Below are 21,231 nucleotides of genomic sequence, written 5' to 3'. Positions count from 1 at the left end.
ACGCCCCGCACCGTGATCCGCATCTCGCGTGCGTACCTGCCGGGTTCGAAGTCGATGGCGGCATCCAGCCAGCCCAGGTCGACGCCGCGCGCCTCGGGCCGGCCGACGCCGATCCTGCTGGCCATGGGGAACGCGGCGGTCAGGAACACCACCGTGGTGCCGCCGATCTCGCGGACCAGCGGCGGGACCGGCGCCTCCACCCGCCGCTCGAGCCCCGCCAGCGCCTGCCCGAGCTGCTCGCTCGACGGCGCGAACACCGCGCCGCCGCTCGCGAAGCGGGCGCGCAGCCGCGGCGAGTCCGGCAGCGCGGCCACGGCGACCAGCAGCCCGCCGGCCGCGGCGAACGCGTCGAGCCGGGCGGCGACGTCCTCGTCGATGGCCGTGACGGCGGGCAGGACGATGGCCCGGTAGGCCTCGGTGGAGACGGCCAGCCGCCCGCCGGCCACGTCCGCGCGCCGCACCGAGTCCTCGTCGATCACGTCGGCGTCGAGACAGAGCCGGTCCAGGGCGCCGGGTGCGGCCGCGAACCAGGCCATGTCGCCCACGATCTCCCGGTAGACGCGCTGGGCGCGCGCCGCCTCGCCGTCCGGTTCGGCGGGCCGGTCCGCGGGCGTGCCCGCCCGCGCGGTCGTGGCGGGCAGCAGGACGGCGACGTCGCAGGCGTGCCGCCCCAGCGACAAGGCGGCACACAGGCGGGTGACCGCGTCGGCGAAGACCCGGTGGTGCCGCCAGTACGGCTGGCGCCAGTCGGTGGCCGGCGGCGCCCACTCCCACCAGCCGCGCCTGGTGGTGTAGTAGACGGCATGCGGGTTGTACAGGGTGGCGCCGGCCCGCAGCCAGGGCAGCAGCCAGTCGAAGGTCTCCTCCAGCGTGCCGCCCCACCCGCTGGAGTGGAACGCCTCGATCCAGGTGCGCGGCCTGCCGTAGAGGTGGGCGAGGGAAGAGTGCAGGCGCGCGTCGCCGTGGTGGTCGGAGCCCGGCGCGCTGAACCAGCGGTGGGTCCGCGCGTAGTCGGCGTAGAGCCGCACCCCGTCGACCGGATGGCCGGCCCGGGCCGGATCCTGCTGGTCGCAGCCGTGGAGCAGGCCGTGGCGCCGGTGCCAGTCGGCCAGCGGCCGGAAGAACGCCTCCTCGGCCAGCTCGGCGCGGGTGAGCTGGTACGCCTCCCAGTCGGGGTCGCCGATCGAGAACGGCCTGCCGCGCCTGGCCGCGTACTCCTCGGCGAACGTGGCCGACCAGGTGGGCAGGGTCGGCAGCTCGTCCTGGAACGACCCCGCGATCACCCGGCCGAACCAGTGCCCGAGGCGGCGCTCGAACTCCCCGTGCACCCGGTCGAGCAGCACGGCGCAGGCGGCGGGGGACAGGTAGTCGAAACCGCGGCTGGAGACCGACCCGTCGGCTGCCAGCCACTGCCCGGCGAACTCCGGACGCTCCTGGACGAGGCGGGCCTGCAGGTCGGCGCCGGAGAAGCCGAGCTGGTCGTAGAACCACAGGAAGGCGCCCAGCTCGAAGGCGTCGCCGCAGACCCCGTCCAGCAGCTCCCACCACGCCTCGGACAGGAATGGCGGGTCGTCGGCGTCCGAGCCGAACAGCGGCCCCGACGGCGCGAGGTTGAGGATGACGAGATTACGCACGCCCCCTTCGACCAGGCGCTCCATCTGCCAGCGCAGCCGGTCGCGGCGCAGCGGCTCACCGCTCCACCACCAGATGGCCGCCGGCGAGTGCGAGGCGGGCGGCTCGCGGAGCACATCCCGGAGCTTCATCCTTTCAGCCCGCTCGAGAACCCCTTGATCACGTAGCGCTGCAGCGCCAGGAACACCACCACGATGGGCAGCGCGCCCAGCACGAGCCCCGCGAAGACCAGGCCGTGGTCGGAGACGTACTGGCCGACGAAGGCGAAGACGCTGACCGGGACCGTCTCGAAACCGGAGCCGCCGAGGTACAGGAGCGGGGTGAAGAAGTCGTTCCAGATGAACACCGCGTTGAGGATCAGCACGGTGCCGGTGATCGGCCGCAGCAGCGGGAAGACCACCCGGGTGAACGCCGTCAGGTGCGAGGCGCCGTCGATCTGGGCGGCGCTGGCGTACTCGCCGGGCAGCGCGCGGATGAAGCCGGTGTAGAGGAAGACGGTGAAGGGGAGCTGGATGCCGGTGTAGAAGAGGATCATCCCCGCGTGCGTGCCGATCAGCCCGAGGTCGGTGACCAGCTGGTAGAGCGGGATCATGCCGAGCTGGAAGGGCAGCACGATGCCGAGCAGGAACAGGATGTACAGGCCGTAGCCGAGCCGGGTCTGCACCCGGGCCAGGAAGTAGGCGGCGAACGAGCCGAGCGCGATCAGCGCGATGAGGCTGACCACGGTGATCACCGTGCTGTTCACCAGGGACGGGCCGAGCGCCGCCGCCGTCCAGGCCTTGCCGAAATTGTCGAGCGTGGGCGGGCTGGGCAGGGCCAGCGGCGCCTGCGCGATCTGCGCGGGATCCTTCAGCGACAACGAGATCAGGCTGTAGACGGGGAAGAGGAACGCCACCGCCACCGCGATCATGACGATCTCCAGCAGGAACGTCCTTCTCACGCGGTCACCTCCCGGCGCCGCAGGTGGTAGACCTGCACCAGGGAGACGGCCGCCACGAACAGGCCCAGCACCAGCGCGATCGCGGTGCTGTAGCCGAACTTGCCGAACACGAACGCCTGCTTGTACAGCACCGTGGACAGCGTCTCGGTGGCGTAGCCGGGGCCGCCGTTCGTGGCCGCGAAGACCTGGTCGAACAGCTTGAGCCCGCCGATCGTGGAGAGCATCAGGTTGATCGTCACGGCGGGGGCGAGCAGTGGCCAGGTGACGTAGCGGAAGCGCTGGAAGGCGCCGGCGCCGTCGATCATCGCCGCCTCGTGCAGCTCCTTGGGCACGCCCTCCAGCCCGGCCAGGAAGATGACCATGGAATAACCGGCGTACTGCCACACCACCATGCCCGCGATCGACCACAGCGCCACCGACGGGTCGCCGAGCCAGTCGACCTCCAGGCCGAGCAGCCCGTTGAGGCCGGCCGACGGGTCGGGGTTGTAGACGTACTTCCACAGGAAGGCCACCATCACGGGGCTGACGACCACGGGGGCGAAGAAGATCACCCGCAGCAGCGCCCGGCTCTTCAGCTTCGCGTGCACGCCGAGCGCCAGCAGCAGCCCGACGCCGTTCTGCACGATCACGATGGCCACGGTCAGCAGCAGCGTGTTGCCGATCGAGCCCATGGCCTGCTCGTCGCCGAGGAGCGTGCCGAAGTTGGCGAGCCCGACGAAGGACATGTCCTGGCCGATCCCGCTCCAGTCGGTGAAGGCGTACACGATGCCGCCGGCCGAGGGGTAGAGCACCACCAGCGCGTACACGACGAGAGCGGGCGCGGCGAACAGCCACGACGGCGAGGTGAGGCGGGAGCGCCGCCCGGCCGCGGCCGGGCGGGTGCGGGCTGGTTTGGTCGCGGTCACCAGGGTCACTTCCGGTAGGCCTCGTCCATCTTCGTCAGCGCCTCGTCGATCGTGGACTTGCCCGCGAGCAGCTCCTGGACGACCGCGAAGTGCACCGGCTGCACCTCGGCGTTGGGCCAGCGCTGATCCATGAACGGCACCGCCCTGTCCTTGGTGAACGGCAGGAACGACTCCACAGCCGGATCGATCGTGGACGAGGCGTCCTGGGTGAGCGGGATCGCGGAGATCGCCTTGGCCCAGGCGTTGATGTTCTCCTGCTTGCCGAGGAAGTCGATGAACGCCTTCGCCTCCTCGACGTTCTTGCCCTTGGCGGCGGCGCCGAGCCCGACGACGACCCCGGCCGGGATCCACACCGAGGCGGCGTCGTCGGCACCCGGCACCGGGAACATCGACAGGTCATCGGGCGCGGAGGCGGCCTTGCGGAAGTCGGGCAGCACCGCCGAGACCTGCACGGCCATGCCCGCCTTGCCGGTGGCCACCATGGAGATCTGCTGTTCGAACGTGGTGCCGTTCGGCTTGTCGTTGAAGAAGCCGCGCTTCTGCAACTCCAGGTACATCTCCATGGCCTGGCGCCAGCCCGACTCGGCGAAGGTGGTCTGCCCCGCGAGCTGCTTGTCGTCGAACGTGGGGTCCTTGGCGTAGACCGTCGAGGGCACCAGCGCGTACGTGATGAGCTGGGTGACCCACGGCGTCTGCGCGCCGAGCGCGATCGGCGCGACGCCCGACTTCTTCAGCTTGTCGCAGACCGCCAGGAACTCGGTCCACGTCGTCGGCGGGGCGTCCACGCCCGCCTGCTCGAAGACCTTCTTGTTGTAGATCGCGCCGATCACCGACGACCCGGCGGAGAAGATGTAGGTCTTGCCGCCGAGCTGGAAGGCCGGTTTGAACCCGGCGGGGATCGTCTGGGTCCACGGCTGGGCCGACAGGTCCGCCAGCAGCCCGGCCTCGGCGATCTGGGTCATCGACATCGCGCTGCCGTTGCCGGGGTAGACCACGTGCAGATCGGGCGCGTTGCCGGCGCCGAGCTGGGTGCGCACGGAGGTCTGCACCTGGTCGGTGGGGGCGTAGGAGGCGGTGACCCGCACCGCGGGCTTGACCTTCTGGTAGGCGGCCAGCAGCTCGTCCATGGCGGACTTCTGATCGGCCACGCCGATGAACTTCAGCTCTGTCGCCGTGGCCCCGCCGCCGGTCGTGGCGGTGGTCTCCGGCTTGGTGGAGCACGCGGTGGCGGCCGCCGCGACCGCCAGGCCGCCCATCATGCGGAAGAACTGGCCGCGGCTCACGCGGGCGTCGCGCAGCAGGTCGGTCATGTGATGACTCCTCGGTCGTGCGGAAGAAGCGGTCCCCCGAGGCACCCGGCGGGTCTGCCCGCCGGGCAGGCGGATGGCGGCGGCCCTCCCGCCTGCCCAGGCCGATGCGAACGTTTTAATGACGGTCATGCGAAAGCGTTCCGAGCATGCCAGGCGACGGATTGTTAAATTAACAACAAGTTCTGTTAAATCGATGGATGGGGGGAGAGTATGAGTCGCCCAAGCGGAGTGTCAAGGGTAGGATTCGCGACCGTCCAGGCGAGGGTGGGAGCTCAGGTGAATTCGCGGCAGCACACCTCAAGCAGGTCCGCGCGGTGGCGGGACATGGCGGAGCTGATCGTGCGGCAGGGCTCGGCGACGGTGACGGAGCTCGCGGAGGGCTTCGCCGTGAGTGTGATGACCGTCCACCGCGACCTCGACGAGCTGGAGCGCCAGGGCATGGTGCGCAAGGTCCGCGGCGGTGCCACCGCTCAGGCGTCCAACATCTGGGAGAGCAACATCGCCTACCGCCTCCAGGCGCACACCGCGGCGAAGGACGCGATCGCGCAGGTGGTGGCGGGCATGATCGAGCCGGGCAGCTCCGTCATGCTCGACGACTCCACCACGGCGCTGGCCGTGGCCAGGCGGTTGAGCGAGATGGCGCCCCTGACCGTGGTGACGAACTTTCTGGAGGCGATCAGGCTGCTCGCCGGCACTCCTGACATCCGGCTCATCGCGCTCGGCGGCGAATATCACGCCACCCACGACTCCTTCCTCGGCCTCGGCTGCGTCGACGCGGCCGAGGCGGTGAGCACTGACGTGGTCGTGGTCTCCACCTCGGCGATCTCCGACCAGTACGCCTTCCATCAGGAGCAGGAGATCGTCCTGGTCAAGCGGGCGATGCTGCGCTCGGGCACGCGCCGCATCCTGGCCGTCGACGGCTCCAAGCTGGCACGTATGGCCCTGCACCGGGTCGCGCCCCTCGACGATTTCGACGTCATCGTGGTCGACTCCGACGCCCCCGCCGAGATGCTGCAGCGGCTGCGTGACCGGCACCGGCACGTCGAGGTGGCACAGATGTAACACCGTGGCTCGTTATTTGTAACTTGACTCTTGTTAAGACTTTGGCTGCTTGCTAGAAAGTGAGGGCTTTCGCCCCCTGCCCCCGCATTGTGAGGAAGCAGCATGCCCGACCTCGCCCGCCGTTCCTTCTTCGGGCTCGGCGGCTCCGCACTGGCCCTCGCCTTCACCACCAACCTGGCCGATCCCTGGACGGCGCCGGCCACCGTCAAAGGCGACTACCCCTTCCACCTGGGCGTCGCATCCGGGGACCCGCTGCCGGACCGGGTCATGTTATGGACCCGCCTGGCCGTCAAGCCGCTCGAACCCCTCGGCGGCATGCCGTACAACAAGATCGCGGTCGACTGGGAGATCGCGGAGGACGAGGCGTTCACCCGGCGCGCCCGGCACGGCACCGCCTGGGCCACCCCCGAGTACGGCCACTCGGTCCACGTGGACGCCAAGGGACTGCGTCCCGGCCGGGAGTACTTCTACCGCTTCCGCACCGGCGGCCAGATCAGCCCGGTCGGCAGGACCAGGACGGCGCCCGCGCCGGGCAGCAGCCCCGAGAGCCTGAAGCTGGCCTTCGCCTCCTGCGCCCTGTGGCAGGACGGCTACTACACCGCCTACCGGCATCTCGCCGAAGAAGAGCCTGACGTGGTCTTCCACCTGGGCGACTACATCTACGAATACGGCATCGTGCCCTCCGGCGGACTGCGGCAGACGCCGGTGCCCGAGCAGTTCAGGGTGCAGTGCGACACCCTCGACCGCTTCCGCGTCCAGTACGGCCTCTACAAGAGCGACCCCGACCTCCAGGCCGCGCACCAGCGGGCGCCGTGGATCGTCACCTGGGACGACCACGAGGTGCTCGACAACTGGGCGGGCCCGCACGGGCCGGGCGGCGAGGTGAGCGAGCAGGACTACCTGGTCATCCGCGCCAACGCCTTCCGGGCCTACTGGGAGAACCTGCCCATCCGGGTGCCTGCCGTGCAGGGCCCCGACGCGCGGATCTACCGCAGGTTCACCTACGGCGATCTCGCCGAGTTCAACATGCTCGACACCCGCCAGTACCGCGACGACCAGGTGTGCGGCGACGGGCAGCAGGTCGGCTGCGCCGAGCGCCTCGACCCCGCCCGGCAGATGCTCGGCGCCGAGCAGGAGCGATGGCTGCTCGACGGCCTCGGCGCCTCGCGCGCCACGTGGAACGTGCTGGCCCAGCAGATCGCCATGATCCAGCTCGACTTCGACGCCTCACCCGCCCAGCGGCTCAGCATGGACCTCTGGGACGGATACAAGGCCGCCAAGGACCGCGTGCTGACCGGCATGGCCGAGCGCCGGGTCGGCAACCCCGTCGTGCTCACCGGGGACATCCACTACAACCTGGCGGGCGAGCTCAAGACGAACTTCGACGATCCCGCCTCGCCCACGGTCGGCGTGGAGTTCGTCGGCACCTCCGTCAGCAGCGGCGGCAACGGCAACGCCGCCGCCGGCCTGCCACCCGGCGGCCGCGACGCCGTCAACCCGCATCTGCGTTTCTCCAGCTACCAGCGCGGCTACGTGTCCTGCCAGGTCACCAGGAGCCAGTGGCAGGCCGACTTCAAGGTCGTCCCCTACGTCGACCGGCCGGGCGCGCCGGTCTCCACCAGGGCCAGCCTCGTGACGCTCGACGGCGTTCCCGGCCTGAACGCGCTCTGACAGGAAGGAACGATCATGCGTCACCTCACCGCCGCGCTCGCCGTCGCCGGCGTCGCCGCCCTGCTGGCCGCGCCGGCCGCGGGAGCCACCCCCCGGCGGCAGGACCCCTCTCCCGCCGCCGAGCAGCCCGCGACGGTCCCTTCGGTACGGGTCAAGCCCGGCACCTCCAAGGGCACCGGCGAGCTGACCCCCATCGCGGGCGCCGACCGGCTGCTCGCCCCGCTCGGTGTGGACGCCGCCTGCCCGGCCAAGATCGAGATCGGCCTGCGCAGCGACGCGAAGAAACCCGTCTACGCCGACCTGTTCGTGGAGATCGACCAGCCGCTGTCGGCCTCCCGCTCCATGCTGTCCAGCTACCTGCCGCCCGGCTACGAGCTCGGCGCCAAGCTGCTGGTCGCCGTCCCGCCCACCACCCCCGAGGGCGAGTACGGCCTGCGCCTGCGCGCCGGTGAACGCACGCTGGCCGTGCCCGTCGAGGTCGTCACCCTGAACCGGCTCGACAACGGCGGCAACCTGGCGCTGCTGCGGCCGGTCACGGCCTCCTCCCAGCACACCAACGCCAACTACCCGCCGTGCAGCGTCGCCGACGGCGACACGAGCTCCAACGGCTGGGCCGGCGGCAACGGCTGGAACGACGCCACGGGCCGGACCTGGCCCGACACCGTGTCCGTCGCGCTCGGCGGCGCCAAGCAGGTCTCCCGCGTGGACCTGTACACCCTGAACACCGAACGCTACCCGGCCGCGACCTTCGGGCTGCGCGACTGGGACGTCCAGACCGGACTGAACGGCCAGTGGCAGACGGTCGCGCAGGTGCGCGGCAACGTCGCGTGCAGCGTGCGCTCCGACTTCGCGCCCGTCACGGCCGACGCCGTCCGCATCGTCGCACTGGCCTCGAACGGCGCCAACGACTACACCCGCATCATCGAGGTCGAAGTCCGCTGACCGAAGGGAGACTCTCATGAGCACACTCACCCGCGGCACACCGCCCCGCACCAAGGTGGGCCTGGTGGCAGGCGGGCTCGGAGCCTACTGGCCGCAGTTCCCCGACCTGCTGCCGCAGCTTGAGCGCTCCTCCGCCCGGGTCTCCGAGCGGATGACGGCACTGGACTGCGAGGTGGTGGACGTCGGCTTCATCTCCGACGCCCAGGAGGGCGCCGCGGCGGCCGAACGGCTGCGCGCGGCGGGCTGCGACCTCATCGTCGGGTTCCTCACCACCTACATGACCGCCACCATGCTCGTGCCGATCGCCCAGCGCAGCGGCGCGCCGGTGCTGCTGATCAACCTGCAGCCGACCGAGTCCATGGACCACGCCGCCTTCGACACCGGCCAGTGGCTGGCCTACTGCGGCGCCTGCCCGCTGCCGGAGATGGCCAACGCCTTCATGCGCTGCGGCGTCCCGTTCCGCTCGGTGTCCGGCTACCTCGAGGACGAGCGGGCCTGGGAGAAGATCGGCCGGTGGGTGCGCGCGGCAGGGGTCAGGGCGGCGCTGCGACGGGGCCGGCACGGCCTCATGGGCCACCTGTATCCGGGGATGCTGGACGTGGCCACCGACCTCACCCTGGTCAGCGCCAACTTCGGCGGGCACGTCGAGGTGCTCGAGTTCGACGACCTGCGGGTACGCGTGGAGAAGGTCACCGACGCCGAGACCGACGAGCGGACGAAGCTGGCCCGCGAGGTCTTCGAGCTGGCCGACACCGTCAACGAGGACGACCTGTCGTGGGCGGCCCGCGTCTCGGTCGGGCTCGACCGGCTCGTGGCCGACTTCGAGCTGGACAGCCTGGCCTACTACCACCGCGGGCTGGACGGGGAGATCCACGAGCGCCTCGGCGCCGGCATGATCCTCGGCGCGTCCCTGCTCACCGCCCGCGGGATCCCGGCGGCAGGCGAGTACGAGCTCCGCACCTCGCTCGCCATGCTGATCATGGACCGGCTCGGCGGCGGCGGCTCCTTCACCGAACTGCAGGCGCTCGACTTCGCCCGCGGCCACGTGGAGATGGGCCACGACGGGCCCGCCCATCTGGCGATCAGTTCGCGCCGGCCGCTCCTGCGCGGCCTCGGCGTCTACCACGGCAAGCGGGGCTGGGGCGTCTCGGTCGAGTTCGACGTGGCACGCGGGCCTGTCACCGCGTTCGGCCTGCGGCAGCGTCACGACGGGGCCTTCGGCTTCGTCGTCTCGCAGGGGGAGGTGGTGGGCGGCCCGCTGCTGCAGATCGGCAACACCACGTCGCGGGTGGACTTCGGATGCGACCCCGGCGAGTGGACCGACGCCTGGAGCGCCAGCGGCATCTCCCACCATTGGGCACTCGGCACCGGACACCGCGTCGCCGACCTGCGGGCGGTCGCTGACCTGCTCGGGGCCGAGCTCGTACACGTCCAGCCCTGACGCGCTGCGGTCAGCGCCGGACCACGCTCCCGCCGGGCCGGGCTCCCCGCTCGGCAAAGACCAGGAAATGATCATTGTCGCCGGGCTACACGGGGCAGCGGCCGGGGTAGGCCCACACGGGCAGGGCCCGTCACCGACGAGCGGGCGCGCATGCTTGCTCGACGGGGGAGTCGCCGGTGAAAGTCGTCGTCGATCTGACGCGCTGCCAGGGCTACGGGCAGTGCGCCTTCCTCGCGCCGGACGTCTTCACCATGCGAGAAGAGGCGCTGCTGTACGACCTGGACCCCGGCGACGAGCGGCGCGAGCACGTGCTGCGGGCGGCCGCCGCCTGCCCGGTCCAGGCCATCCATCTCGACTGGGCGGCGACCCGGCACGCCGCCGAGCAGGCCGGCCCGCCCGCCCCGGGGCAGGGCGACGGCCGCATCGTCATCGTCGGGGCCTCGCTGGCCGGGGCCCGGGCCGCCGGTGTGCTCAGGAGGGAGGGCTTCGCCGGATCGCTGACCGTGATCGGCGACGAACCCGACCAGCCCTATGACCGGCCTCCCCTGTCCAAACAGGTCCTCACCGGGCAGGTGCCGCCCGACCACACCATGCTGCCCCGCCTGCGCGAGGTCGAGGCCGAGTGGCTGTGGGGGACCCCGGCGACCGGGCTGGACGTGGCCGGCAAGCGGGTGCGGCTGGCCGACGGCCGCGAGATCGGTTTCGACCGGGTCCTGCTGGCCACCGGCACCCGCGCCCGGTCCTGGCCGAACGAGGCCGAGGCCGCGCTGGAGGGCGTGCACACGCTGCGCACCGTCGCCGACGCCGCCCGGCTGCGGCAGGCGCTGGCCGCCGGCCCGCGCCGTGTGCTCATCCTCGGCGCCGGGTTCACCGGCTCGGAGATCGCCTCCGTGTGCCGCGAACTGGACCTGCCGGTGACGGTCGTCGAACGCGGTCCCGCCCCGCTCGTCGGCGCGCTGGGCGGCGTGCTCGGCGACGTGGCGGCGCAGCTGCACCGCGAACACGGCGTGGACCTGCGGTGCCACACGACGGTCACGGCCCTGGAGGGCGACGCGGACGGGCGGCTACGCGGCGCACGCCTGTCGGACGGCAGCACGGTGGAGGCCGACGTGGCCGTCGTCGCACTCGGCTCCATCCGCAACGTCGAATGGCTGCGGGACTCGGGCCTGGCCGCCGGCGTGTGGGGCGTGGCCTGCGACGCGGGCTGCCGCGCCGTGGACAGCAACGGCCTGGTCACCGATGACGTCTTCGTCGCCGGCGACATCGCGCGCTTCCCGCACCCGCTCTACCAGTACCAGTTCATGACGCTGGAGCACTGGGGCAACGCGGTCGCCCAGGCCGAGATCGCCGCCCACAACATGATCAGCGACCAGGCGCACCGCTGGCCGCACCTGTCCGTGCCGGTGTTCTGGTCCAGCCAGTTCGGGGTCAACATCAAGTCGGTCGGCGTGCCCACCTTCGCCGACGAGGTCGTCATCACCCAGGGCTCGGTGGCCGAGCGCCGCTTCGTCGCCGTCTACGGATACCACGGCCGCGTCACGGCGGCGGTCACCTTCGATCAAGGGCTGTGGCTGGAGTTCTACCAGCGGCTGATCGAGCAGGCGGCGCCGTTTCCGCCCCGGTTCCGCCACGTCGACCAGCGCGAGGCGGCCGAGCCCGTGCCCGCGCGGGTCCCCGAGCGGCTGGTCGCCACGGCGGGGGCGACGGTCGTGGTGACCGGTCACGACCCGGCCGAACGCCGCGCCTCGCTGGTGCAGGCGCCACAGAGCTGAACGCCCGGCAGGAGAGAGCGCAGACCATGACCTCGCACAGTGTCTTCGAGCGGATCCTGGACCCGTCCGGCCGCGCGGACCCGTACCCGCTCTTCGGCGAGCTTCGCCACACCCCTGTGGCGCGGCAGGAGGACGGCACGTATGTCGTCAGCACGTACCGCGAGATCGTCGCGCTGCTGCACGACCCGCGTGTCAGCTCCGACCGCCGCAATCTCCGCTCCGCGGCCGAGGCGCCGGACCTGGCACTGTCGTTCATCGGGCTCGACCCGCCCGAACACGACCGGCTGCGCCGCCTGACCATGCGCCACTTCGGACCGCCGCACTCACCCGGCACCGTCGACGGGCTGCGCCCCGCCATGGTGTCCCTCACCACCGCGCTGATCGACGGTATCGCCGGCAAACGCCGGGCGGACCTCGTAGACGAGGTCGCCTACCCGCTGCCGGTCGCGGTGATCTGCCGGCTGCTCGGCGTACCGGTGGAGGACGAGCCACGGTTCCACGCCTGGGCGGACCAGATCATCGAGACGCTCGGCCCGGGCGAGGAGGACCGAGCCGAGCGAGAGCGGGAACGCCAGGCCGTGGCGCACGAGCTGAAAAGCTACCTCGCCGGACTCGCCGAGGACCGCCGGCGGCAGCCAGGGGAGGATCTGCTGTCGGGGTTCGTCACCTACCGCGGTCCCGAGGGCGGCATGACGCCGCAGGAGGTCGTCGCCACCGCGGTGCTGCTGCTGATCGCGGGCCACGAGACCACCATCAACCTCATAGCCAACGGCATGCTCACCTTGCTGCGCCACCCGGACCAGCTGGAACGCCTGCGCGCCGAGCCCGGCCTCATCGTCCCCGCCGTCGAGGAGCTGCTGCGCTACGAGCCGCCCGTGCAACTGGTGTCCTCGCGGGTGGCCCTCGACGACATCACGATCGACGGCACCACCATCCCGGCCGGATCGCCCATCGTCCTGGCGCTGGCCGCGGGCAGCCGCGACCCCGCCCACACGGCCGATCCCGACCGCTTCGACCTCTGCCGCGCCCGCAACGAGCATCTGGGCTTCGGCGGCGGCGTCCACTACTGCTTCGGCGCACCGCTGGCCCGGCTCGAGACCCAGATCGTGCTGGCCGAGCTCGTCCGCCGGCTGCGCAATCCCCGGCTCGCCGCCGACCCGCCTCCCTACCGGCCGAGCCCCGTCCTGCGCGGGCCACGCCACCTGCTGATCGACTACGACGGCGTCGAACTCGCGTGAGCCCGGGCGTTCCCGTCTGACGGCGTGAGCGGTGGCTTGCTCTCGCCCGCGGCGGTCAGGCGCCGCCCGGCTCGGCGGTCTGCTCCCACATCGACTTCATCTCGGCGAAACCCTGCTCCATGATCCCCACCATGGCCTGACGGGCCCGCTCGCCGTCGCGCCGCTGGATCGCCTGGGCCACATCGGTGTGCAGCTGCAACGCCTGCTCGTCCGGGTTGTGCGGCATCAGGTGGTAGTGGTGCCGGCCCGCGAGCACCTCGGCGACGATCTGGTGCAGTTTGGCGAACATCTCGTTGCCGGAGGCGAGCAGCACCCGCCGGTGGAAGTCGATGTCCAGGGTGAGGAAGCGCGCCTCGTCGCCGGCCTTGCCGGCGGCCCACATCTTGGCCGCGAGCCCGACCAGCTCGCTCGCCTCGTCGTCGTCGATCCGCTCGGCGGCCAGCCAGGCGGCGTACGGCTCGATCGCGGTCCGTAGCTCGGTGATCGAGCGCATCTGCGCCATCCGCCCCGCCGAGGCGAGCCGCCAGCGGATCACCTGCGGGTGGAAGACGCTCCACACCTCCGCGGGCTGGATCATGATCCCCACCCGTCGCCGGGTCTCGACGAGTCCCATGGATGCGAGCACCCGCAGCACCTCGCGGATCACCGAGCGGGAGACCTGATAGCGGTCGACCAGGTCGTCGATGCTCAGGACGGAACCTGCGGCCACGTCGCCGCTGCAGATGGCGGTGCCGAGGTGGTCGAGGACGCGTGCGTGCAGCCCAGCCTCGACGGGGGCCTGCTGCAAGGGTGCGACCCCCGGGGCGGACTGATTCACGCCACAGAGCATATCAGTGGAGACTCGACCCTTGAATAAGTCAGCTTTATTGTCCTAGCATCACCGCATTAAGCAGATGTTACGACAATGTGGCGCTCATCCGGGGGGCGGCGGCCATGACAGAAAGGAGACCTGACGTGCGACGTCGATCGATATTCGGTACGTCTCTGGCCGTGGTTGCCGCCATGAGCCTGTCCGCCTGTGGCGGTGGCGGCGACGGCGGCGCGTCCACGACGGTCCGGGTCACCCTGGCCAATCACGTGTGGACGGAGAACGTCAAGCAGGCTCTGCCCGCGTTCGAGAAGCAGACCGGGCTCAAGGTCGAGATCACCCAGCTCGGCGAGGACCAGCTCTCCGACCAGTACAACGTCAAGCTGAACGCCGGCTCGTCCGACATCGACGTGATGATGTACCGCCCCCTGCAGGAGGGCAGGCTCTTCGCCAAGAACAAGTACCTGGACGACCTGTCGGATCAGGTGAAGTCCAACGCCACCTGGGACTTCAGCGACTTCCAGGCCGGCCCGGTGGAGGCCACCACGCACGAGGGCAAGCCGGTCGGTGTCCCGATCATCACCGAGCAGGAGGTCCTCTACTACCGCAAGGACCTGCTCGCCAAGGCCGGCCTGAGCGCCCCGCCGAAGACGCTCGACGAGCTGAAGGCCGCCGCCGCCAAGATCAAGGCGGCCGAGCCGGACATCGCCGGCTTCGTCGCCCGCACCGGCAAGTCGCCGGCCGTCACCCAGTTCTCCAGCTTCCTCTACAGCTTCGGCGGCGACTTCGTCGACGGCAGCGGCAAGGCCGCGGTCAACAGCGACGCGGCCAAGCAGGCGTTCGCCTACTACGGCGGGCTGATCAAGGACTCCGGCCCGGCGAACGTCAGCACCGACATGGGCTGGCCCGAGGCGATGGCCATCTTCACCCAGGGCAAGGCCGCCTTCTACACCGAGGCGAACTCCCTCTACAAGAACGCCACCGATCCGGCCAAGTCCAAGGTCTCCGACCAGGTCGGCTTCGCGCCGTTCCCGGCCGGCCCGTCCGGTTCGAAGCCGTACAACATCCCGTCGTGGGCGCTGGGCATCAACTCCAGCTCGGAGAACCAGGCCAACGCCTGGAAGTTCATCGAGTGGGCCACCAGCAAGGAGCAGACGCTCGCCCAGCAGAAGTCCGGCGTGCCGGGCGCCCGCAGCTCGGTCTGGGCGAATCCGGAGAGCACCTCGACCTTCCCGAAGGACCTGGTGGAGGCGATCGCGGCCAGCACCAAGGCCGGGGTGGGTCATGACCGGCCGCTGGTCGTGAAGGTCGCCGAGGCCCGCGAGATCGTGGGCCAGCCGATCGTCGACGCGATCACCGGCAAGGACGCCGCCGCGGCGGCCGACACGGCCAACGCCGCCTTCCAGAAGTTCCTGGACGACGAGGCCAAGTAGGCACCTCATGGCAACGATCACCACCACCAAGGCGCCGCACAGCGCCCCCACCGCCCCCGGGACGCCCGGCTGGGTGCGCTGGGTCAACGACCACCGCAAATGGCTCTTCGCCGCGCCCGCGATGACCTTCGTCGCCGCGCTGCTGGTGTTCCCCCTGGCCTGGACCGGCTACCTCAGCCTGACCGACGCCGAGGGATCCGTCCGCGCGGAGAGCGAGTTCGTGGGCGTCGAGAACTACCTCGACGTCCTGTCCGACACCGAACGGTTCTGGCCCGCCGTCGGACGGACCGTCACCTTCACCGGTGTCGCGCTGCTGTTCGAGGTGGTCCTCGGGATGGCGATCGCCCTGCTGCTCTGGCGGCCGTTCAAAGGGCAGAAGTGGGTCCGGGTCGCCATCCTGATGCCGCTCGTCGCCACCCCGGTCGCGGTCGGCATGATGTGGCGGCTCATCTTCGACCCGAACATCGGCCTGGCCAACCAGGCCCTCGGCTGGGTCGGCATCGGGCCGCAGCCGTGGCTCGCCGGCCAGCACACGGCCCTGCCCACCACGATCTTCATCGACGTGTGGCAGTGGACGCCGATGGTGGCGCTGATCCTGCTCGCCGGGCTCACCTCGCTGTCGGACGAGCCGCAGGAGGCGGCGCGCATCGACGGCGCCAGCACCTGGCAGCGTTTCCGGCACGTCACCCTGCCGCTGCTGATGCCCACGCTGACCGTGGCGATCCTGCTGCGCGGCATCGACGCGCTGAAGACCTTCGACATCCTCTACGCCACCAAGGGCCGCGGTGGCGGTTCGTTCCACGAGGTCGAGACGCTGAACGTGTACGCCTACGGCCTCAGCTTCGACTACAACGACTACGGCGTCTCCTCCACCGTCCTCATCCTCTTCTTCCTGATCATCATCGGGGCGATGTGGGCCCTGACCGCCCGGCGCAAGGAGGCACAGCGATGAAGCCCCGACCCGCGTACCGGGTGTTCCGGGTGGTGGCGCTCACCGTCGTGGTGCTCACCCTGCTCGCGCCGCTGCTCTGGATGATCGCCGCGTCGTTCAAGACCAACGTCGACATCTACGACCCGGGCAAAGCGCTGGCCTTCTCGCCCACCGTGGACAACTACGTCAAGGTGCTCCAGCAGGCCAACTACGTCCAGTTCATCGGCAACAGCCTCTGGGTGGCGTTCGCCGCCACCGTGGCGTCGCTGGTCCTCGGCCTGCCGGCCGCGTACTCGATGAGCCGGTTCACCATGAAGAAGTCCGCGCTGGTGGTCCTGATGGCCCGGGTCATCCCCGGCGTCTCGCTCCTGGTGCCCTGGTATTACGTCTTCTCCAACCTGAAGATGGTCGGGGGCTTCGGGGTGCTGATCATCAGCCACATGTTCGTCTCGCTGCCGCTGGTGGTCTACATCATGATGGGCTACTTCGACAGCCTGCCCGAGGAGTTGGAGGAGGCGGGGCTGGTCGACGGGCTGACCCACATCGGCGCGTTCCGCCGCATCATGCTGCCGCTGTCCGTGCCGGGCATCGCCACCGCCGGGATCCTGTCCTTCATCTTCTCCTGGAACAACTTCATGTTCGCGCTCGTGCTCTCCGACGCCGACACCAAGACCCTGCCCGTGGCGATCTTCGACTTCGTCGGTTACGCCAGCATCGACTGGGGCGGCCTGATGGCCGCGGCCACCGTGGTCACCGTACCGATCATGGTGATCGCCCTGTTCGTGCAGAAGTACGTGGTCTCCGGCCTCACCGCCGGCGCGACGAAGGGCTGAGCGGCATGACGACCATCGCGCGCATCGAGACCTTCCTGGTCGCTCCCCGCTGGCTCTTCGTCCGGGTGGAGACCGATTCCGGGATCGCCGGCTGGGGCGAGGCCACCTGCGAGGGGCGCTCCGAGACCGTCCGCGCCGCCATCGACCAGCTCGCGGAGCTGCTGATCGGCCGGGACGCGCTGCGGATCGAGGACCACTGGCAGGTGCTGACCAAGGGCTCGTTCTACCGGGGCGGCCCGATCCTGGCCAGTGCCGTGGCGGGGCTCGACCAGGCCCTGTGGGACATCGCCGGCAAGCACTTCGGCGCCCCGGTGCACCAGTTGCTCGGCGGTCCGGTCCGGGACCGGATCCGGGTGTACGGCTGGGTCGGCGGCGACGAGCCCGGCGAGGTCCGCGACCACGTCGCCGCCCAGGTCGAGGCCGGGCTCACCGCGGTGAAGATGAACGCCTCCGGCAGGGTGAGCCCGCTCGCCTCGGTCGCCGAGCTGAACGGCGTGGTCGCCCGGGTGGCCGCCGCCCGCGAGGTGCTCGGCGAGGACCGCGACGTCGCCGTCGACTTCCACGGACGGTTCACCCTGGCCAACGCCCGCCGGGTGGCGCCGCTGCTGGAGCCGTACCGGCCGCTGTTCCTGGAGGAGCCGGTCGTCCCGGAGAACTCGCACCTCATCGGCGAGTTCGTCCGCTCGACCACCATCCCGGTGTCGACGGGGGAGCGGCTCTACAGCCGGCAGGAGTTCCTGCCCGTCCTCCAAGCCGGCATCGCGGTCGCCCAGCCGGACCTCTCGCACGCCGGCGGCATCACCGAGGTACGCAAGATCGCCACGCTCGCCGAGGTGTACGACGTGCAGCTCGCCCCGCACTGCCCGCTCGGTCCGATCGCCCTCGCGGCCTGCCTGCAGGTCGGCTTCGCCACGCCGAACTACCTGATCCAGGAGCAGAGCATCGGCATCCACTACAACCGCGGCGCCGAGGTGCTCGACTACTGCCTCGACAAGACCCCGTTGACGTTCGTGGACGGACACGTCGAGCGGCTCACCGCCCCCGGCCTGGGTATCGAGGTCGACGAGCAGGCGGTCCGCTCCGCCGGCCAACGAGGACACGCCTGGCGCAGCCCCATCTGGCGGCACCGGGACGGCTCCTACGCTGAATGGTGACCATGGCCCTCGAGCTGACCCTTCGCCCGCCCCACCTGTGAGAAAGGCACCTGCGTGAAGATCATCGCAGCGGACGTCGTCGTCACCAGTCCCGATCGCAACTTCGTCACCCTCAAGATCACGACGGACGAGGGGATCACCGGGCTCGGGGACGGCACCCTCAACGGGAGGGAGCTGGCGGTCGCTTCGTACCTGGCCGACCACGTTGTTCCCCTGCTGATCGGGCGGGACCCGCATCGCATCGAGGACACCTGGCAGTTCCTCTACCGCTCGGCGTACTGGCGGCGAGGGCCCGTCACCATGGCGGCCATCGCGGCCGTGGACGTGGCGCTGTGGGACATCAAGGCGAAAGCCGCCGGGATGCCGCTCTACCAGCTGCTCGGCGGAGCCTCCAGGAACGGGATCATGGCGTACGGGCACGCCTCGGGCCGGGACCTGCCCGAGCTGTTCGACTCGATCCGGCGGCACCTGGAGATGGGCTACCGCTCGATCCGGGTGCAGACCTCCGTGCCAGGCATCGACGCCGTCTACGGCGTGGCCGCCCAGCCCAGCGTCGACGGCAAACGGTACGACTACGAGCCGGCCCAGCGCACCGCGCTGCCCGCGGAAGAGGACTGGGACACCCGCGCCTACCTGCGCCACCTGCCCGGCGTCTTCGAGGCGGTGCGCAGCGAGTTCGGCCCCGAGCTGCCGCTGCTGCACGACGGGCACCATCGGATGACCCCCATCCAGGCCGCCAAGCTGGGCAAGGCCCTGGAGCCGTACGACCTGTTCTGGCTGGAGGACTGCACGCCGGCCGAGAACCAGGAGGCGCTGCGCCTGGTCCGGCAGCACACCATCACCCCGCTGGCCATCGGCGAGGTCTTCAACACCGTGTGGGACTACCAGACGCTGATCCGTGAGCAGCTCATCGACTATGTCCGGTCCGCCGTGACCCACACCGGCGGGATCACGGCCATGCGGAGGCTGCTCGACTTCGCCGCCCAGTACCAGATCAAGTCCGGCATCCACGGTCCGACCGACATCTCACCGGTCGGCATGGCCGCTGCCCTGCACCTGGACCTGGCGATCCACAACTTCGGCATCCAGGAGTACATGCAGCACGGCCCGGCGACCAACGAGGTGTTCCGGCAGTCGTTCAGCTTCGCCGACGGCTACCTGCACCCCGGTGAGCTGCCGGGGCTCGGCGTGGAGCTCGACGAGGAGGCCGCGGCGCGTTTCCCGTACCAGCCGGCGTATCTGCCGTTCAACCGGCTCAAGGACGGCACCGTCCATGACTGGTGAGCACCGGCCCACCCGGCACATCGTGGTCATGGGCGTGTCGGGCGCGGGCAAGACCACCGTGGCGCGGGGGATCAGCGAACTGACCGGGTTGCGGTTCGCCGAGGCGGACGAGTTCCACCCAGAGGAGAACGTGGCGCGGATGCGCGCCGGCATCCCGCTGGACGACGCCGACCGCTGGCCGTGGCTGCGTGACCTGGCCGCCTGGATGGCCGCCCGGCACGCCGAGGGCATATCCACGGTGCTGGCCTGCTCGGCGCTCAAGCGCTCCTACCGCGACGTGCTACGGCAGGGCCCGCCGGAGGTGGAGTTCGTCCACCTGGACGGGTCCGCGGAGCTGATCCGGGACCGGATGACCCGCCGCACCGGCCACTACATGTCGGCCGGCCTGCTCGACTCCCAGCGGGCGATCCTCGAGCACCTCGGCCCGGAGGAGTCCGGGATCGTGGTGGAGGTGGCGGTGTCGCCGGCCGAGCTGGTGGCGGCGGTCGTCGCCCGGCTCGGCCTGCCGGCCGCACCGGTCAGCTCTGGGTGAGCCGGCCTCGCGCCCACTGCCGCAGACGATGACAAGTCACCTCCAAGCCGGTGCCGTCATCGTGGGGGCCATGAGGAACCGCCGTCGTGCGGGCACGAGCAGACTCCGTCGCTACGGCCCGAGCCACACCCGCCCGCGCGGCGAGGATGCCGCCCACCGTCCAGCCCTTGCCCCCGCCTCCCGTGGCCGGGGTCCCGGGCGGATCGGCAAGGCGCTGATCGTGCTGATGTGGGCGGGCGCCTTCGTGGTGCCCATCCCGCTGTCCGTGCCGTCCATCCGGCTGGCGGCGGGTGCCGTCGGCACGCCCGGCACGCTCACCGGGGACGCGTGCGTCAGCCTCGGCCGGGGACGTTACGACTGCCAGGGCACGTTCGTGCCCGGCGACGGCGGCCCCGCGATCCCGGTCTCCGCCCCGCCCGACCTGGAGGCGGGCGACACGGTGGCGGCCCAGCTCACCCCTGAAGGCGACCGGGCGGCCGTGGCGGGGCCGCGCGGCGTGCTGACCGCGCTGATCCTGCCCTTCCTGTGCGTCGGCGCGATCGGCTTCCTGCCGTACGTCGTCCTGTACTGGAGCTCCCGCGCCACTCGCGGCCGCCTGCGTGCGGCCGCGATCGGCGGCGGCGTGCTGACCGCCGCCGGCCTCGCCGGCGTCACCACCGGGCTGATCGCGATCTACTCGGTGTGATCCGTGCCCGTCCGGCCGACGGCCGCCGCCGTCCTGCCGACGCGGATCGGGCGTTCGCTCCAGCCCTGAGCCCGTCAGTGTGCGGTGTAAGGGCTTCCACACTCAGCCGCTGGAAATGGACCTGCTGCAGGAGCTCTCCGGGCACGGGACGGCCGCTGACCGGGACCGGTGCTAGGGGCCCCCGCAGGATCAGGCGGCCTTCACCAAGACCAGGTGGGCACGTGCGTGTCGACGAATCGTTCGATGTCGTGCCGGCTGATGACGGCGAGCTTCTGAGCCAGGTCGTCCAGTGCGCGGGAGACGGCGAGTTCGTCGCCGATCTCCGCCATGGGCGGGTCGGCTGGGTGGCGCCGGGCCTGGCCGATTCCGGCCAGGTGGGCGCCGCCACCGGTGAGGGTCGCCCGGGCCGTGGTTTCCGCGCCTTCCTCGGTGATGTCGATCTCGACGGACCATCGCTTGGATTCCATGAGGTCCTCCTGCGGCTGAGCGGAGTGCAGGCTTGCGGCGATCATCCAGGCAGGCGAGGCCGAGCATGGCCTGGACGAAGACTCCGGCTCTGGGGCCGGGGCTGAGGCCGCCCCAGCAGGAGCAACTTCCCGAGCAGGGTGAAAGTGAACCTGGCCTGGGCGAGGGGTGTGTCGGCCCTGAATAGCATGCT

Annotated in this window: 18 protein-coding genes and 1 pseudogene; 13 read left to right on the top strand and 6 right to left on the bottom strand. The window is 70.8% G+C overall.

Annotated elements, in window-relative coordinates; all coding sequences use genetic code 11:
- From ACTWQA_RS49165 to ACTWQA_RS49150, 4 genes and pseudogenes are all read right to left on the bottom strand, one after another.
- A pseudogene (locus ACTWQA_RS49165) lies at positions 1-1,763 on the bottom strand (hypothetical protein); the annotation flags it as partial.
- A complete protein-coding gene (locus ACTWQA_RS49160; protein WP_327581363.1) occupies positions 1,760-2,572 on the bottom strand; it encodes a carbohydrate ABC transporter permease in 813 nt (270 codons plus the stop codon). The pseudogene ACTWQA_RS49165 and the gene ACTWQA_RS49160, both read right to left, overlap by 4 nt.
- On the bottom strand, positions 2,569-3,477 hold the full coding sequence (locus ACTWQA_RS49155; RefSeq protein ID WP_443165739.1) for a carbohydrate ABC transporter permease: 909 nt from the start codon (positions 3,475-3,477) through the stop codon (positions 2,569-2,571). The genes ACTWQA_RS49160 and ACTWQA_RS49155 overlap by 4 nt, the downstream gene beginning before the upstream one ends.
- 5 nt (positions 3,478-3,482) lie before the next feature.
- Complete coding sequence (locus ACTWQA_RS49150) at positions 3,483-4,787, bottom strand: extracellular solute-binding protein (RefSeq protein ID WP_443165738.1); 1,305 nt, start codon at positions 4,785-4,787, stop codon at positions 3,483-3,485.
- 324 nt (positions 4,788-5,111) lie between these two features.
- Here ACTWQA_RS49150 and ACTWQA_RS49145 point away from each other — a divergent pair, with 324 nt between their 5' ends.
- The 6 genes from ACTWQA_RS49145 to ACTWQA_RS49120 all read left to right on the top strand — a co-directional run bounded on the left by ACTWQA_RS49145 (position 5,112) and on the right by ACTWQA_RS49120 (position 12,913).
- Positions 5,112-5,849 carry a DeoR/GlpR family DNA-binding transcription regulator gene (locus tag ACTWQA_RS49145; protein ID WP_443165737.1) on the top strand — a complete coding sequence of 246 codons (738 nt, stop codon included), beginning with the start codon at positions 5,112-5,114 and terminating at the stop codon, positions 5,847-5,849.
- 102 nt (positions 5,850-5,951) lie between these two features.
- On the top strand, positions 5,952-7,520 hold the full coding sequence (locus ACTWQA_RS49140) for an alkaline phosphatase D family protein (protein ID WP_443165736.1): 1,569 nt from the start codon (positions 5,952-5,954) through the stop codon (positions 7,518-7,520).
- A gap of 15 nt (positions 7,521-7,535) precedes the next feature.
- Positions 7,536-8,462 (top strand): discoidin domain-containing protein, encoded by a 927-nt coding sequence (locus tag ACTWQA_RS49135; RefSeq protein WP_443165735.1) that lies wholly within the window; start codon positions 7,536-7,538, stop codon positions 8,460-8,462.
- A 16-nt stretch (positions 8,463-8,478) separates the two neighbouring features.
- Positions 8,479-9,903: an arabinose isomerase gene (locus ACTWQA_RS49130; protein WP_443165734.1), complete on the top strand. Its 1,425-nt coding sequence runs from the start codon at positions 8,479-8,481 to the stop codon at positions 9,901-9,903.
- Between the two features lie 176 nt (positions 9,904-10,079).
- Positions 10,080-11,675: an FAD-dependent oxidoreductase gene (locus ACTWQA_RS49125; protein ID WP_443165733.1), complete on the top strand. Its 1,596-nt coding sequence runs from the start codon at positions 10,080-10,082 to the stop codon at positions 11,673-11,675.
- A 26-nt stretch (positions 11,676-11,701) separates the two neighbouring features.
- Positions 11,702-12,913, top strand: coding sequence for a cytochrome P450 (locus tag ACTWQA_RS49120; protein WP_443165732.1), 1,212 nt, complete (start codon positions 11,702-11,704; stop codon positions 12,911-12,913).
- Positions 12,914-12,968: 55 nt separating this feature from the next.
- Here ACTWQA_RS49120 and ACTWQA_RS49115 read toward each other — a convergent pair whose 3' ends face one another.
- Positions 12,969-13,730, bottom strand: coding sequence for a FadR/GntR family transcriptional regulator (locus ACTWQA_RS49115; protein WP_443165731.1), 762 nt, complete (start codon positions 13,728-13,730; stop codon positions 12,969-12,971).
- Between the two features lie 137 nt (positions 13,731-13,867).
- Between ACTWQA_RS49115 and ACTWQA_RS49110 the strand changes: the two genes are divergently transcribed.
- From ACTWQA_RS49110 to ACTWQA_RS49080, 7 genes are all read left to right on the top strand, one after another.
- The gene (locus ACTWQA_RS49110; RefSeq protein ID WP_443165730.1) at positions 13,868-15,154 is read left to right on the top strand and encodes an ABC transporter substrate-binding protein; all 1,287 of its coding nucleotides are present in this window, start codon (positions 13,868-13,870) and stop codon (positions 15,152-15,154) included.
- Between the two features lie 7 nt (positions 15,155-15,161).
- Positions 15,162-16,106, top strand: coding sequence for a carbohydrate ABC transporter permease (locus tag ACTWQA_RS49105; protein ID WP_327581373.1), 945 nt, complete (start codon positions 15,162-15,164; stop codon positions 16,104-16,106).
- Complete coding sequence (locus tag ACTWQA_RS49100; RefSeq protein ID WP_443165729.1) at positions 16,103-16,918, top strand: carbohydrate ABC transporter permease; 816 nt, start codon at positions 16,103-16,105, stop codon at positions 16,916-16,918. Before ACTWQA_RS49105 ends, ACTWQA_RS49100 begins: the two co-directional genes overlap by 4 nt.
- A 5-nt stretch (positions 16,919-16,923) precedes the next feature.
- Positions 16,924-18,072 (top strand): galactonate dehydratase, encoded by a 1,149-nt coding sequence (gene dgoD, locus ACTWQA_RS49095; protein ID WP_443165728.1) that lies wholly within the window; start codon positions 16,924-16,926, stop codon positions 18,070-18,072.
- Between the two features lie 54 nt (positions 18,073-18,126).
- On the top strand, positions 18,127-19,356 hold the full coding sequence (gene manD / locus ACTWQA_RS49090) for a D-mannonate dehydratase ManD (protein WP_443165727.1): 1,230 nt from the start codon (positions 18,127-18,129) through the stop codon (positions 19,354-19,356).
- A complete protein-coding gene (locus ACTWQA_RS49085) occupies positions 19,346-19,888 on the top strand; it encodes a gluconokinase (protein WP_443165726.1) in 543 nt (180 codons plus the stop codon). Before manD ends, ACTWQA_RS49085 begins: the two co-directional genes overlap by 11 nt.
- Before the next feature lie 70 nt (positions 19,889-19,958).
- Complete coding sequence (locus ACTWQA_RS49080) at positions 19,959-20,573, top strand: hypothetical protein (protein ID WP_443165725.1); 615 nt, start codon at positions 19,959-19,961, stop codon at positions 20,571-20,573.
- A gap of 200 nt (positions 20,574-20,773) precedes the next feature.
- Here the strand turns inward: ACTWQA_RS49080 and ACTWQA_RS49075 are convergent, their stop codons facing one another.
- Positions 20,774-21,040, bottom strand: coding sequence for a dsRBD fold-containing protein (locus ACTWQA_RS49075; protein WP_443165724.1), 267 nt, complete (start codon positions 21,038-21,040; stop codon positions 20,774-20,776).
- Positions 21,041-21,231: the final 191 nt, after the last annotated feature.

Source organism: Nonomuraea sp. 10N515B, assembly GCF_052245915.1.
In the GTDB taxonomy this organism is placed as follows: Bacteria; Actinomycetota; Actinomycetes; order Streptosporangiales; family Streptosporangiaceae; genus Nonomuraea.
The sequence above is the reverse complement of the archived record's forward strand: the minus strand, read 5'-3'. Positions and strand labels throughout refer to the sequence as shown.

What these genes read in the sequence shown, in the direction of transcription:
- ACTWQA_RS49145 (WP_443165737.1), top strand. Translation starts at nt 5,112, where the DNA reads ATGGCGGAGCTGATCGTGCGGCAGGGCTCGGCGACGGTGACGGAGCTC.
- ACTWQA_RS49105 (WP_327581373.1), top strand. Translation starts at nt 15,162, where the DNA reads ATGGCAACGATCACCACCACCAAGGCGCCGCACAGCGCCCCCACCGCC.
- ACTWQA_RS49150 (WP_443165738.1), bottom strand. Translation starts at nt 4,787, where the DNA reads ATGACCGACCTGCTGCGCGACGCCCGCGTGAGCCGCGGCCAGTTCTTC.
- ACTWQA_RS49080 (WP_443165725.1), top strand. Translation starts at nt 19,959, where the DNA reads ATGAGGAACCGCCGTCGTGCGGGCACGAGCAGACTCCGTCGCTACGGC.
- ACTWQA_RS49075 (WP_443165724.1), bottom strand. Translation starts at nt 21,040, where the DNA reads ATGGAATCCAAGCGATGGTCCGTCGAGATCGACATCACCGAGGAAGGC.
- ACTWQA_RS49085 (WP_443165726.1), top strand. Translation starts at nt 19,346, where the DNA reads ATGACTGGTGAGCACCGGCCCACCCGGCACATCGTGGTCATGGGCGTG.
- ACTWQA_RS49140 (WP_443165736.1), top strand. Translation starts at nt 5,952, where the DNA reads ATGCCCGACCTCGCCCGCCGTTCCTTCTTCGGGCTCGGCGGCTCCGCA.
- ACTWQA_RS49100 (WP_443165729.1), top strand. Translation starts at nt 16,103, where the DNA reads ATGAAGCCCCGACCCGCGTACCGGGTGTTCCGGGTGGTGGCGCTCACC.
- dgoD (WP_443165728.1), top strand. Translation starts at nt 16,924, where the DNA reads ATGACGACCATCGCGCGCATCGAGACCTTCCTGGTCGCTCCCCGCTGG.
- ACTWQA_RS49130 (WP_443165734.1), top strand. Translation starts at nt 8,479, where the DNA reads ATGAGCACACTCACCCGCGGCACACCGCCCCGCACCAAGGTGGGCCTG.
- ACTWQA_RS49135 (WP_443165735.1), top strand. Translation starts at nt 7,536, where the DNA reads ATGCGTCACCTCACCGCCGCGCTCGCCGTCGCCGGCGTCGCCGCCCTG.
- ACTWQA_RS49120 (WP_443165732.1), top strand. Translation starts at nt 11,702, where the DNA reads ATGACCTCGCACAGTGTCTTCGAGCGGATCCTGGACCCGTCCGGCCGC.